Origin of the sequence: Alteromonas sp. CyTr2 (genome assembly GCF_947311905.1) — a bacterium.
Lineage (GTDB): Bacteria > Pseudomonadota > Gammaproteobacteria > Enterobacterales > Alteromonadaceae > Alteromonas > Alteromonas macleodii.
Genome location: NZ_CAMZMZ010000011.1, coordinates 95,727 through 110,395 on the forward strand (window position 1 = coordinate 95,727; position 14,669 = coordinate 110,395).

Consider the following 14,669-nt stretch of genomic DNA (forward strand, 5'->3'; position numbering starts at 1 on the left):
TCGTAAGACGTATATTAAGTGCAGTTATTAAAGTGGGGTAAACTCTCGCAGCGGGGCAGGCTTTGCAACGCTATAGCCTTGGGCAAAATCAACGCCCATTTTGCCAAGTTGTGCCATGGTGCCTTCATTTTCCACGAATTCCCCAACGGTTTGCATACCCATGGCTTTCGCTACATCATTGATTGACGCAACCATAGCCGTATCTACACTGTCGTTCAGCATATCCTTGATAAACATACCGTCAATCTTTACCTGATTAACCGGCAAGCTTTTGAGATAACTGTACGAAGAGAAGCCGCTGCCGAAGTCGTCTAGGGCAAACGAACATCCAAGGCGATTAAAAGTACGCATAAAGGCAAGGGTGTCCTCCATTTTTATAATCGCTACCGACTCGATCACCTCGAAACAAATCTTGTTGTAAGGAATATTAAAGGTTTCGAAAGCGTTTAAAATGAATAGCGTAAAATCTCTGTCTGCTAATGAATGGCAGTTGAGGTTTATACTGCATCGCCTTAACTCAGCGAGATGTTCAGGGTTTTCAGACAGCCATTTGAACGTATTTGTGACTACCCATTTGTCGACATTTACATTCATTTCAAAGCGCTCGGCCGTGGGTAAAAAATTAGCGGGCTCAACAATTTTTCCGTCTTTTTCCCTTAGGCGCAATAGCACTTCATAATAGTGACCATCGCTGGCTTTGCTCAAAGGTCTTAATGACTGGTAATAAAGTTCAAAGCGCCCTTCTTCCAAGGCGTTGTTTATAGAAGAGACCCAGTCCAACTCACGCTGATAGCGCTGCATGCTCTCGTCATCTTTATTATATCTATGCACCTGATTTCTGCCTTGCTCTTTGGCAAAATAACAGGCGGCGTCAGCCATACTTAAATACTGCCCTGAGCTAACGTTACTATCGTCGCACACAACCATGCCAATACTTACGCCTAGGTTGAATATTCGGTTATCCCACATGAACCGATAGGCCTGTACTGCATTGAGAATTTTCACTGCATTGAGATAAACCGCATCAACATCTAAATCTGAATAGATAACGCCAAACTCATCACCCCCGAGTCTTGCTAGCTGCGCGTTGGGTAGCAGCGTATTTTCAATCAGGCGGGCGACGTCTTTTATGAGTACATCTCCCGCTTTGTGACCGCAGGTGTCGTTAACGACTTTAAATCGGTCTAAATCTAAAAAGAGTAGGCACACAGGTAACGCGCTGTGGTTATGTACTTTTTCCTTGAAAACAGATTCAAATTGCCGTCTGTTGTATACGCCGGTTAGTGAGTCGTGAGTAGCCAAATACTGAAGGCTTAAATCGGATTGCTTTTTTTCCGTGATATCAATAATTGAGCCGTACAGGTAAGTTCCTTCATCGTTCTCGCGGATCTGGCAAGACAATGAAAACCAAAACTCTGTGCCGTCCCGACGTTTTCCCCGTATCTCTTTTCTGGTGACATGGCCTTGCTGTGATATCTCACCTAACAATACATGTCTGTCTTCTGGTGATGCGTAAAAGGCTTTTGTGCTTGCTCCCTCGCTAAGCATTTCTTCCTCATTCTCATACCCAAACACCGTGCACATCGCAGGGTTAACTGAAATTAGCTTTCCGTCCCAGGTTGATGTGTAGTGTCCTTCAGCGGAGTTTCGGAACAAGTCATAAAAGTGATTTAAGCTAGAAATCGTTTCAGCTTGTGAGGAGAGCTTATGTTGATTGAGTACCTGCTCTTTTGTGATGACCGCAAATCCAAAACACAGGAAACCCAAGGTTAAGAAAAACAGCATACCCATCGCGACATCGACAGTATAAATAAGGTCGCTGAAAAGGTTTTGGGTCACCAAAGCGTAAAACGCAAAGAAAGATAGCCAGGCCAGAATATAAGTGGTGCTGACAACACTACTGTCTTTGTCTTTAAAGATAAGAGCGAGGGTAACGTGATACAAACCCATCGCCGCTGTGAGTATAAGCAGCGTGATTGTGACCATATAAGCATTTACGGTAAAACAGTAAATGGTAGCAGCAAGAGGTAGAGCATAATTTAGCAGTCTTAAAACGAATGGCACACGAGAGAACAGGTGATGAGTCACTTTTCCAATACACAGTAGTAATACGCCGAAGCATACGGCGTAAAAATGCTCGCTGGCGTTAGTTAGGCTAGGCCAAAACGCGAGGCCACCCTCTGTAATGAACAGCAACGCAATAAGCACCAATGACGACATGGTTAGCCAGAAGCGGGTAGGAATGCGCTGACATAAGTAGGAAAAAAGAAAATAGGAAGCAATGAGTGCCATCACACCCGACACAGCACCAAGTAAAGTCAGCATATTAGTGTCGTGTTGAGCAAGCAGGTCTCGCTCCCATAGTGACATTGGAAAGTACTTTAGCCCTTCGTCTTTAACTGCGATTAGTAACCGAGCGTCTTGGTATGGTTGAAGGGTGAAAGCAAGCCTGATATTTGGAAGCGGTTGTCTTAACGAATAGTCACCTTTACCGGCTTGATAACGGTACGATTTTATAATTCGCTGGCTGCTGTCTAGAAGATAAATCTGCAAATCATCAACGTTTAGACGGTCGATATTAAGTACTAAGGGAATGGCACTATAGCCAGAGTGAACAAGCTCTGTTGAATACCACACACGTTCTGTTGAAGAAGCCGTTGCTGTTGCTGTTGGTGTTTTTGTGGAGCTTCCCGTCAATACATCAAAATAGGTTGCGCTATTAGGTGCAATTGATACCCGTGCATAATGGTTGATGATTTCCCTTTCGAAAGACTCATCGATAACAAGCCGCGGGCTGGCAAAGGCGTTTACGCTCAGAACCACCCAACTAATGAGCAAAGCTGCAACGTACTTTGTGAGCTGGGAGATTGGCACAAGCATGATCCTTGAAGCGCTAATTATGTGTTTTCTATAGAATAATACTAGTCTGTCCTAAAAGCCAAACAGAAAGAAAAAGGTGTGGTGATACTTATGTGTTTTGAAGATACTGGTAGATCGCATTCGGTGATTGTTGAGTGCCTACCGGTTCCAGCCAAATCGCCTCGCAAAGCCACTCAATGCAAAGTTTGCATTGAAAATCTGTATTGCTGGATTGGGTGGTAACAAGCGCCTGAAAGCGATCGGCTCCCCAATCTGCGTCGGATAGTGAAAAGTGAAAAAGTTCACAAAACTGCTCTGCCCACTGCTGAGTTTTAAGAGGCGTTAAAGGTAATGCAACGCGGATTTCTACGCTTTGTTTGTTAACCACGGCGTGCTGTTGAATGTCTTCTTTGGTGAGATTTTGCATAGAACTTATCAATTCGCTGGTTATTGTAAACCTGCTTGCTTTATAAAGTGTATATAGTACAACACAAAAACAATAGCGTTAATCTAAGTGTATTAAGGACGGGGTATGCTAACACTTCACCATTTAAATAACTCTCGCTCGCAGCGAATTTTGTGGCTTCTTGAAGAGCTAGGCGTAGAGTATAAAATAGAATTCTATCAACGAGACAGTAAAACGAACCTAGCGCCGGATTCATTGCGCGCTGTTCACCCGCTGGGACGCTCTCCGGTGCTTACTACGCCTCACGGTGCTATTGCCGAGTCTGGTGCTATTGTGGAATACCTTGTTCGCCACCACGCTACAGACGCATTTTCTGTACCTCAAGACCCAGAGGCACTTCAACAGTATTGGTTTTGGCTGCATTTCGCTGAAGGTTCGCTAATGCCGCCACTAGTGGCAAACTTAGTGCTGGAGAAAGCGCGTCAAAAAGGTTCGAAGCCTTTCTTTATTAAGCCAATTACTAACAAACTGATAGACGGTATTTTAAATGCCTATTATGGCCCTAATTTAGCGCAGAGCTTACGCTATGTGGAATCTTACTTATCGAAAAATACTTGGTTTGCGGGTGACGCACCCAGTGGCGCTGATGTTCAAATGATATTTCCGTTAGAGTCGTTGGTAGCCAGCGGGCGTGCGAAGGACTTTACTGCCATTCAAGGTTACGTAAAACGAGTTCATGCCAGAGAAGCCTACAAAGCTGCGCTTGAGAAAGGGGGAGAATACGCTTACGCCTAGTGTGTTTATCTCTACTGCGTGCACTTTTACTTTCTGCAAACCCTGCGGCCAGCTGGAAAACAGAATCTAGTTGGCCTGCAAGCCCTCAGTGCTCTCGATTTATGTAATCATCAATAAGCTGGATAAAAGCCTCACCATAGCGCTCGAGTTTGGTTTGGCCTACGCCGCTTACATCAAGTAAGGTGTTGCGCGTAGTGGGGAGTTTACACGCCATATCCACTAAGGTGGCGTCACTAAATACCACATACGGCGGCACTTCATTTTCTTCGGCCAACACTTTGCGTAAGTGCTTAAGACGGGTGAACAACGTTCGGTCGTAGTTAGCAGGCGCTTGTTTTGCTTTTTTCTTGTCGGGCTTAAATTCAAGTCGTGGAACGGCAAGCTGAACCGCTACTTCACCTTTTAACACAGGCCGAGCGGCCTCGGTTAAGCGCAATGCGGCATGGGCGGTAATATCAACGCGTATAAGGCCTTTATGAACAAGCTGGTTGATAATGTTGTGCCAGTAGCTATCCGATTTATCTTTACCTATGCCGTACGTGGAAAGCTGGTGGTGGCCTGCTTCCTGAAGGCGCCTAAGCTGCTTGCCTCGCAAAACATCAATGACATACTGGCTAGAGGCTTGCTGTGAGAGCCGAAGTACACACGACAGTACTTTTTGTGCAATCACCAAACCGTCGATCATCTTAGGTGGGTCTAGGCAAATGTCGCAGTTGCCACAGGCGCTGTCACTGAACTGCGAAAAGTAGTTCAGGAGTACTTGTCTACGACAGGTTTGTGCTTCTGAAAAAGCTTCCATAGCCGCAAATTTTTGTAACTCTATTTGGTTGCGCTCGGCTATTTCCCCTTGCTCTATCCACTGTTTTACGCGGGCTGCGTCTTTTTCATCAAACAACAATAAAGCTTCTGACTCCAAGCCGTCTCGCCCCGCTCGGCCGGTCTCCTGATAATAGCTTTCAACACTGCGCGGAACATCGTGGTGAACCACATAACGCACGTTCGATTTGTTGATACCCATGCCAAAGGCAACGGTGGCCACCACAATATCAATTTTATCGTTAAGAAACTGGCGTTGTACCAGCTCTCGCTCGTCGTTATCCATACCCGCGTGATAGGCCGCGCAGCGAAAACCTTGTCTGAATAATTTAGCGTGCAGATCGTCGACTTTCGCGCGGCTGTTGCAGTAAATAATGCCGCTACCTTCTTGCTGTTTTACGTAAGCAACAACTTGATCAAAGGCTTTGTATTTGCTCATTACGCGGTAGCGAATATTAGGTCTGTCGAAGCTGCCTTTATAAACCAGCGGGTCGTTAAGGTTTAGCTGCGTCAGTATGTCTGCTTGGGTGGCCGAATCTGCAGTCGCTGTGAGTCCAATAACAGGAATAGAGGGGAAGCGAGATTTTATTTGCCCCAGAGCGCGATAATCCTGCCTGAAATCGTGCCCCCAATGGGAAACGCAGTGCGCTTCATCAATGGCAAATAAGGCAATGTCGGCGTGCGCAAGCGACTGCTGAAAATAGTACTGCATTAAACGCTCAGGCGACACGTAAAGCAAGTCGAGTTTGCCAGCTTGCAGTGCGTCATTTATGCGTGCTTGTTCGTCTGCTTCTAGCGTTGAATTGAGATAGGCAGCTTTTACGCCCAGCGCTTTAAGCTGTTCTACTTGGTCCTGCATAAGCGATATAAGCGGTGACACAACAATAGCGGTGCCTTGGCGCACTAACGCAGGAATTTGATAGCACAGCGACTTGCCACCACCTGTTGGCAGCAAAACAAGGGCGTCTTTACCTTCACATACTTGGTGAATGACTTCGCCTTGACCGTCGCGAAAGGCATCGTAACCAAATACATCTTTTAAGACGGTTTCTGGTGTTTTTACACGTTGCGTTTCTGGCGCTAATTCTGATGGAGCTATTGCAGTTGTCATGGCGCAGGATTTTACGCGTTTTTGGCGACGTCTTCACGGGGCAATTTAAAAAACTAGACTAAAATCCAGCGATATTCCTGATCAGAGGGGCAGCAGCTCTCATAATTTATTTTGATTCAACATCATTGGTTGGATGAATTTCCGTCAAACTTACGTTCGGTAGTAATGTTGCTTATAAGCACAACACAAATATCAATTCATCAAGGAAAGCGAGTGGATAACAAAACGACTAATAAAGACGAAGCTAAGGGCAGCGAAACACTAAACCATGAACTAATGATTAAACATGTAATTGCGCTTTTTCGTGATACTATGCCGTTTAACCAGTTGCTGGGCTTGGAATTTGTTACTGAAGGAGAGGGACTGGATACACAGATCTCCCTGCACCTTGATTGGCAACCCGAGCTGACCGGCAATCCAATGCAAAAAATCCTACACGGCGGTGTAACAGCGACTATGCTAGACACCATCGGTGGTTTAGTTTCAATTGTAGAAACCATCAAACAAACCGCAAGTGAACTCCTTGCGGACCTTCAAGTTAGATTGCCCACCATGGGCACGGTCGATATGCGCGTTGACTACTTAAGGCCGGGAAGAGGCGAGCGCTTTGTTGCGACAGCCACGATTATACGCAGGGGCAGTAAAGTAGTGGTTTGTAGAATGGAATTGCACAACGAAAAAGGTGATCATATAGCCTTTGGCACGGGTACGTATATGCTGGGATAGCAGTGTCCAAATAGGTTTGCATCATCCCACAATGCTTATTGTTACGTTGTGTAAAGAAAGTGAGCGGTATTAACGGGAGGTGTAGCATGGCAGAGCCATTACCAGATTTAATTGAAGAGATTGTTACCGAAAGTATGGGTGACGATCCGGCGACCTTGTTAGCCGCCCTTGCGGGGCAAGACGAGGTATACATCGCATCACTGTTAGAATCGTTGCCCGTAGAAAAACGTTTGGCCGTATGGGAAGGCATTCCTCGCGACCGTAAGCTCGACGTATTGGTTGAGATGCGTAGCGACCCCCGTGAAATTCTTATCGACAATACGCCGCACGACGAATGGGCGTCTATTTTTGCTGATATTGACGCAGAAGATTTACTGGAACTACTCGATTCATTGCCAAAACGGCTTGTCGATATGGCCTATGAATCACTTGATTCTAAAGAGCGTAAGTACTTCAGAGAAGCGACACAATTCCCCGATAACCAAATAGGGCACTGGGTTAACCACGAGCAGTTAGTGTTACCTTCGAACGCGAAAGTACGCGAAGGGCTACGCTTATTAAGACGTGACATACCTCAGCATTGTGACAGCATTTTTTTGGTGAACCGCTCAGGTCAATTTTCCGCGCTGGTTAAAATTAGCCACCTCTTCAATGCGCAAGATCACGTGTCGCTATTCGACTTGTCAGAAGAAAGTGTGACGACCATTCAAGGGGCTGACGACACTATGAATGCGTCGCTACTTGTTCAACGTTCTGGGCTTGCGTCGCTGCCGGTAGTTGACGAAAACAACAAGCTTCTCGGCCGATTAGATGTGACCTCTGCAAGTGAGTTGGTTAACGAGTTTTACGAACGCCAAGTGATGGCTTCGGCCGGTATGGATGAGGACGAAGATTTATTCTCGCCTGTGGCCAAAAGTGCGAAAAATCGTGCCCTTTGGCTTGGCATTAACTTGCTTACCGCATTTTTAGCCTCGTGGTTTATTGGATTGTTCGAAGGCACCCTTCAACAAGTGGTTGCCCTTGCGGTACTGATGCCGGTAGTGGCAAGTATGGGAGGCATTGCAGGTAGTCAAACGCTAACCCTGATTGTACGCGGCTTGGCGTTGGGGCAGGTCACGCCTGCCAACTTACGGGCTCTGATGGTGAAAGAGCTTAAAGTAGGCGGCGTTAATGGCGTGATTTGGGCCTTGGTAATTGGCGTTGTTGCTTATTTCTGGTTTACCGATGCCATGTTAGGGATGGTTATCTGTTTGGCCATACTGTTCAACATTGTAGCCGCCGCACTTGCAGGCGTGTTTGTACCTGTAATATTGGACAAGCTGAAAATAGACCCTGCACTGTCGGGGTCGGTCATTTTGACTACCGTAACCGACATAGTAGGCTTTGTAGCATTCTTAGGTTTGGGCACACTGTTTCTGCTGTAGCACCATTCCCCCGATAAACCTTGTCCTGTTTTTTCATGACGAACGCATCTTAGGCCCCATTGAATGAGCACATTTAGCGGGGCTTTTTCATTTTTGTTAATTGCGTTTCATTAATTATGCCGCTTGTTACACGTCCTTTGCCGCATTGGAAAGCGTTAAGGGTTGTGTATTCACCTAGCCTGATAAACAATACGCGCCTTCTTCCCCCGAGTTTCGTTGGAGTCAGTCTTGTCTAAGCAAGCCAGTGCCGCTCAAATCGGCGTTATTTGTGCAATTGCCGCTTACAGCATGTGGGGTGTTGCACCTGTTTATTTCAAACAGTTGATGGTATTGCCGGCTGCTGAAATCCTAATGCACAGGGTAATTTGGTCTGTAGTGCTGTTGGTTGGGCTTATTGCCGCGCTAAAGCAGTGGCCCAAAGTGGGCGCCGCCCTTCGCAATAAGCGCGTTATGCAGATTTTATTCGTTGCAGGCTTGTTACTCGGAGCGAACTGGCTCTTGTTTATTTGGGCAATTAATAACGACCATATTCTTGATGTAAGCCTTGGCTATTACATCAACCCTCTTATCAACGTATTTCTAGGTCGACTTTTCTTAGGTGAAAGGTTGCGTAACTTACAGCGTGTAGCCGTTGGGCTTGCCGTTATTGGCGTGGCTATTCTTATTTTCTCTTACGGCCACGTGCCGTGGATTGCTCTGGTGCTTGCGGGAAGTTTTAGCGTGTATGGCTTATTGCGCAAGCAAGTGGCTGTAGACTCGCTACCCGGCCTGTTCATTGAAACTTTAATGCTCTCGCCATTCGCTATTATTTACTGGGTCTTCTTTGGCTCTGAGTACAGTAACTTATTTAATAACGACGCCACACTAAATACCCTTATTTTAGCGGCTGGCATTGTAACTACCGCGCCACTACTTTGTTTTACCGCTGCAGCAAGGCGCATTATGTATTCAACGCTGGGCTTTTTTCAGTACATTGGCCCAACGCTTATGTTCATACTGGCGGTTTACCTGTACGGCGAACCACTTGAAGAGTCGCGCTTGGTAACCTTCAGCTTTGTGTGGTTTGCGCTTATCTTGTTTAGTGCCGACTCGCTAGTTAATTACCGCAGTCAGCGTAAAGCGCGAAAGCTAGCGGTGGAGTAGGGGCTTTTGCGCACAAGTCATTTTTAAGCGTCGGACAGCTAAGCGGCAATGGATTGAGTGACAAGCTAAAGCAGTGAAGCTTGCTCTTGCTGAGGAACATCTGGTGGTTCGCACTTCACTTGGTTGCGCCCACTATTTTTGGCGGCGTAAAGCTGCTTGTCGGCAAGGCTTAGTAGCTTATCTACGCGCTGCGTGTGGACGCCACTTACCCCAATACTGCAGGTCACTTTAATGTCACTTTTAGGCAGCTGAATAATTTCCGCTTCCACCACTTTTCTGAAGTCGTCTAAACGCTCACAGGCTTCTTTTAGTGGTGTTGACGGCATGTATATACAAAACTCTTCGCCACCAAAGCGGGAAATAATTTCGTCTGGAAAATAAAACTCAATAAGGGCCGCCATGGCTTTTAGCACAATGTCACCTACGTCATGGCCATGGGTATCGTTTATCGATTTGAAAAAGTCTAGGTCAATAAGGGCGAGAGCGTGATCCTCAGACAGGTTTTGGTGTTGCACAGTAACCATGTAGAAGAAGTGGCGTCTGTTAGGCAAACCTGTTAAATAGTCGGTGTTGGCCACACGGCGAATTTCTTCAACGCTCTCAATATATTCTACGTTCTGCATCACGCGACACAAGAACTCTTCATGACAGTAGGGCACTCGCAAGAAGTCATTTGCACCACTCTTAATAAAGTGCGCAGACATTAACATGCCTTTGCCTCCAGCAACGCCCATAATTGCCAGCTGCTCTTTCGAAAAGGCTTTTCTTAAACTGGCGACAAAGTGCGTGCCTGTCATATCAGGTAACGTGTTGTCAGTGATAACAAGACGTACGTTTTTGTGTTCAGACAAGCATTGCATAGCGTCTGTAGCCGTTAGGCATTCAAACGCAATAAAATTGTGGCGCTGAAGTAATGAAACGGTTTTTGAGCGCAACACCCGATTAGTGCTTACCACGACGACGCCGGTAGACTTGTTTTTTTCTAATCGGCTAATAAGACGATTGAGGTAGTCGTAGTTCTGCGAATTTTCTTTGGGAATGTAATCGACAACGTCACGTTCTAGGACTTTATCGCGAATAGCGCTATCTAAACTTTCTGTTGTAGCAATGGTGGGAATGAAAGACTCAACCGTACAGTCGATGGCTTCGCCTTTTGGTGCATCGGGAAGAGAGTATGCCACAATAGCACACAGAAAGGTTTCCGGCATATTTTGCGAAAACCGTGCTTTGCCTTCTGTCAGCGACGTTGCGCCAACGGGGGTAAGACCAGCCCGGCGTACTAATTTCGCTATAAGTTCAAGGTTGCCTTCACCATTTTCGATGATCAGCACGTGTTGCTGCATACATTTCAACTTAGGTTTAGGCTACCTTGCCTATTAATAATGTTACGCTTTCTCCAGCTTTGCGTAAGCAAGTACCAGCCATTTGCTGCCAAATTCGTCGAAGTTTACTTGAACTCGACCGTGCTCACCACTCCCTTCGTAGTTAAGTACGATCCCTTCGCCAAATTTACGGTGTACAACTCGCTCACCTAAACTAAAGCCCGTTTCTTCAAAACTGGCGTGCGACGTCGCTTGGCTGAAGCGGTTGTGCACGGGCCGCGAAATAGTCGATTTCAGCCTAACCTCTTCAACGCAGTCTGCTGGCATTTCGCGAATAAATCGAGAAGCAGTATGATACTTATCTTGGCCATAGAGTCGACGACTTTCTGCATAAGTAATATACAACTTTTGCATTGCTCTGGTCATACCAACATAGCAAAGTCTGCGTTCCTCTTCCATTCGACCTGGCTCGTCGTTGGTCATTTGGCTAGGGAACATGCCTTCTTCTACACCTGCTAAGAATACCAGCGGAAATTCAAGGCCTTTGGCGGTGTGTATGGTCATCATCTGGACGGCGTCCTGGTCTTTATCCGCCTGGGTTTCACCCGCTTCCAGCGACGCATGAGCTAGAAAGGCTGCCAGAGGCGACATTTCTTCGGCTTCTTCAGGCACGATAAAGGTCTTACATGCAGTAACCAATTCTTCTAAGTTTTCTAGACGTGCTTGAGCTTTTTCTCCGCGCTCTGCTTGGTACATAGCGTACAGACCAGATTGGCGAATAGCTTTATCGGCTTGTTGGTCAAGGGGCTCATCTAACGTGGATTGCTCTAGCTCAGTAATTAGCAACACAAAGCTTTGCATAGCGTTTAGCGCGCGGCCTTTGAAGCCACCTTCATTAATGAGCAACTGACACGCCTGCCACATTGAACAGTTGTGCATTCGCGCGGTGTCGCGCACTTGCGATAAGGTTTTCTCACCAATACCGCGACTTGGGGTGTTTACTACACGCTCGAAAGCTGCATCGTCGTGCGGGTGGCTTACCATGCGCATATAGCCAAGGGCGTCTTTAATTTCTTGGCGTTCGAAGAAGCGCAGACCGCCGTATATGCGATACGCCAGCCCTTCGTGTAGCAAGGCTTCTTCCAGTACTCGAGACTGGGCGTTGTTTCGATAAAGAATGGCGGTATCAGTAAGGGCGTTGCCTTGATTCAGCCAATCTTTGATTTTCGAAACAATAAAGCGCGCTTCATCTAGCTCGTTGAAACCCGCATATACAGAAATAAGCTCGCCTTGCGCGTCTTCCGTCCAAAGCTCTTTCCCTAAACGGCCCGTATTGTTGTCGATAACCGTGTTCGCCGCTTTAAGAATGTTTCCTGTAGAGCGGTAATTCTGCTCAAGGCGAATAGTAGTAGGCTCGTTGAAGTCTTTCAGGAAGTGCTGAATATTATCTACGTTCGCGCCGCGCCAGCCGTAAATAGACTGATCGTCGTCGCCAACAATCATAATGTTATTATTACCACCACTACACAGCATACGAAGCCATGCATATTGGATATTGTTGGTATCTTGGAATTCGTCTACCAACACTGCACGGAAACGACGTTGATAGTGGGCTAATACTTCTGGGTTTTTAGCCCATAATTCATGTGCGCGTAGCAACAGTTCAGCAAAATCTACCAAGCCTGAACGGTCGCAAGCGTCTTGATATGCCGCATAGACTTCGCGCATGGTCTTTTGAATATGATCGCCGTGGGTTTCAATGTGCTGAGGGCGCAAGCCTTCGTCTTTGTTGCCATTTATATACCACTGAATTTGACGAGGCGCCCAATGCTTTTCGTCCAGGTTCATGGCCTTCAGAATGCGGCGAATAAGTCGATACTGATCGTCCGAATCAATTATCTGAAAATTCTCAGGCAAGTTGGCTTCTGCATGGTGCGCTCGTAGTAAGCGATGCGCAAGCCCGTGGAAGGTACCAATCCACATATTGTGCAGGCTGCGACCCATCAACGACTCTATTCGGCCGCGCATTTCTTTGGCTGCTTTATTGGTAAAGGTTACTGCCAAAATAGAAAAAGGGGCGATGTTTTCGACTTCCATTAACCACGCAATGCGATGCACTAATACGCGGGTTTTACCACTGCCCGCGCCAGCCAAAACTAGGGCGTTAGATAGTGGGGCTGCTACTGCTTCACGCTGTTTGTCGTTTAGCTCGTCTAGCAGTCGAGATACATCCATAGTGTGGTACCTGTTAGTTGATAGTGTTATACATTCAGCAGCGCGCTATTATGCCACCTGCCTGTTGATTTATACAGTCCAGTTTTTCCCCAGTGAAGATAAACTTCAACGGCATTATACGTTCGTGTGCAATCATGATTTTAAGTATTATTTAATGAAAGATACGAGCGCTCTGAACGTTCTATTAAGTTAATGGAAGCACTCGGTTAGACGCAGCGAGAGAGCAGAGTGCTTTAACGATGTATACATGTACGATACGGTTATTAGCTATAACGAATTAATTCGATAAATTGATCGAATTATGCGCTTGGTCGGTATCACATCGGTATTGCATCACATCAAACTCAGGTAAACTTTTACGCGTTCCCTTTTGTCAGCATAGATATGCCCAGCAAGGAACAAGTTTAGATTGCTTACCCAATTTTCTGATAGAACACAGCATTTTTATATAACGGGACATGCTCATGACCGCACTTACAACGCCCATCGATTTTTGGTCTACGCTGAAACAAGAAGCGCAAGTTGTTGCTGAAAAAGAGCCTTTGCTGTCTAGCTATGTGCATGCCAGTGTTCTTGCACATCACAACTTTGAATCGTCGCTAAGCTTTATTCTGTCGAACAAAATGGCAGACGACGTCATGCCTGCGCTCGCCATTCGTGAAGTTTTCGATGAAGCTTACTTACTTGAGCCTGGCATCAGCGAAGCGGCAATTGCTGACATTCTAGCGATTAAGGCGCGGGATGCGGCGGTCAACGATTACCTTACTCCCTTACTTCACTTTAAAGGTTTTCATGCTGTGCAAGTACACCGCATGGCGCATTACCTTTGGGTTCATGGGCGTCATCAGCTTGCTTTATTCTTACAAAGCCGCAACTCTGCAAGCTTTGGTGTAGATATCCACCCTGCTGCGCGTATTGGTAAAGGCGTCATGTTTGACCACGCAACTGGCATTGTAGTGGGCGAAACTGCAGTGGTTGAAGACAACGTATCTATTTTGCAGAGCGTTACATTAGGTGGTACCGGTAATGAGTCGGGCGACCGTCACCCTAAAATTCGCCAAGGCGTGTTAATTGGCGCTGGCGCCAAGATCCTTGGAAATATTGAGATAGGTGAAGGCTCAAAAGTAGGCGCAGGTAGCGTTGTACTCAATAGTGTTCCAGCTCACGTTACTGTGGTGGGTGTTCCAGCTAAAGTGGTTGGAAGACCGGTTTGTCAAAGCCCATGTGAATCCATGCGCCAAAACGTACTAGAAGATAACTCCCACGTATAAAATTGGGGTCAGAGTCTGAGGTATCCCCACAAATAATATAACGATATCAGCGAGATAAAAAAGATAGGAACATTCATGACGTTTGGTGATCAGATCAATCGCCAAAAATCACCGAGGCCAAACAGTCATGAATGCCCTATCTATTGTGAACAAAGTCGTATCGCTTGTCAGCTATAAAATGCATAAAACTCGTCGGAATGCAGTAACGGCGTGCGTTAAGAGCCTGCTCAACGGAAGCGCTGCAACCGTAACCAGCATAGGTCGAGGAATTAAGACTAAAACCTTTGAGAAACACCGGATTAAACGTGCCGACCGCTTGCTTTCAAACCCGCATTTATTAAGTGAAACACCGTTTATCTATGCATCTATTTGCCAACTATTTTGTGGCAGCACATCTCGCCCTGTTATCTCAATCGACTGGTCAGATTTAGATGACCATAAAGCGCACTTTCTTTTACGCGCGGCCATATCTTTAAAGGGTAGACCCGTCACACTTTATCAAGAAGTGCATTGCAACAAGACCAAAGAGAAACCAGCCACCCACAAAGCATTCTTAAAGAC

10 protein-coding genes and 1 pseudogene are annotated in these 14,669 nt (G+C 46.3%); 6 read left to right on the forward strand and 5 right to left on the reverse strand.

The genetic code is table 11. The features are described from left to right. Positions 1-27: 27 nt before the first annotated feature. On the reverse strand, positions 28-2,880 hold the full coding sequence (locus QME20_RS08505) for an EAL domain-containing protein (protein ID WP_281715784.1): 2,853 nt from the start codon (positions 2,878-2,880) through the stop codon (positions 28-30). Between the two features lie 88 nt (positions 2,881-2,968). Further along, positions 2,969-3,286: a hypothetical protein gene (locus QME20_RS08510; RefSeq protein ID WP_281715785.1), complete on the reverse strand. Its 318-nt coding sequence runs from the start codon at positions 3,284-3,286 to the stop codon at positions 2,969-2,971. A gap of 105 nt (positions 3,287-3,391) precedes the next feature. Between QME20_RS08510 and QME20_RS08515 the strand changes: the two genes are divergently transcribed. After that, positions 3,392-4,060 (forward strand): glutathione S-transferase, encoded by a 669-nt coding sequence (locus QME20_RS08515; protein ID WP_014975342.1) that lies wholly within the window; start codon positions 3,392-3,394, stop codon positions 4,058-4,060. Positions 4,061-4,145: 85 nt separating this feature from the next. Here QME20_RS08515 and recQ read toward each other — a convergent pair whose 3' ends face one another. Continuing rightward, the gene (recQ, locus tag QME20_RS08520; RefSeq protein ID WP_014975343.1) at positions 4,146-5,987 is read right to left on the reverse strand and encodes a DNA helicase RecQ; all 1,842 of its coding nucleotides are present in this window, start codon (positions 5,985-5,987) and stop codon (positions 4,146-4,148) included. Positions 5,988-6,200: 213 nt separating this feature from the next. On the opposite strand from recQ, the gene QME20_RS08525 reads away from it, so the two are divergent. The 3 genes from QME20_RS08525 (at position 6,201) to rarD (ending at position 9,280) form a co-directional block, all read left to right on the forward strand. Continuing rightward, positions 6,201-6,713: a thioesterase family protein gene (locus QME20_RS08525; protein ID WP_202941617.1), complete on the forward strand. Its 513-nt coding sequence runs from the start codon at positions 6,201-6,203 to the stop codon at positions 6,711-6,713. Positions 6,714-6,799: 86 nt separating this feature from the next. Further along, positions 6,800-8,137 (forward strand): magnesium transporter, encoded by a 1,338-nt coding sequence (locus QME20_RS08530; protein WP_281715786.1) that lies wholly within the window; start codon positions 6,800-6,802, stop codon positions 8,135-8,137. 228 nt (positions 8,138-8,365) lie between these two features. Beyond that, complete coding sequence (gene rarD / locus QME20_RS08535; RefSeq protein ID WP_281715787.1) at positions 8,366-9,280, forward strand: EamA family transporter RarD; 915 nt, start codon at positions 8,366-8,368, stop codon at positions 9,278-9,280. Positions 9,281-9,345: 65 nt separating this feature from the next. Here the strand turns inward: rarD and QME20_RS08540 are convergent, their stop codons facing one another. After that, positions 9,346-10,623, reverse strand: a complete 1,278-nt coding sequence (locus QME20_RS08540) for a diguanylate cyclase (protein WP_281715788.1) — start codon at positions 10,621-10,623, stop codon at positions 9,346-9,348. A gap of 42 nt (positions 10,624-10,665) precedes the next feature. After that, complete coding sequence (gene uvrD, locus QME20_RS08545; RefSeq protein WP_014977964.1) at positions 10,666-12,837, reverse strand: DNA helicase II; 2,172 nt, start codon at positions 12,835-12,837, stop codon at positions 10,666-10,668. 464 nt (positions 12,838-13,301) lie between these two features. Here uvrD and cysE point away from each other — a divergent pair, with 464 nt between their 5' ends. Both cysE and QME20_RS08555 read left to right on the forward strand, forming a co-directional pair. Next, entirely contained in the window at positions 13,302-14,108 is an 807-nt protein-coding gene (gene cysE / locus QME20_RS08550) for a serine O-acetyltransferase (RefSeq protein ID WP_014947845.1), read from the forward strand. Between the two features lie 127 nt (positions 14,109-14,235). Next, positions 14,236-14,669: pseudogene (locus QME20_RS08555) on the forward strand (transposase); the annotation flags it as partial.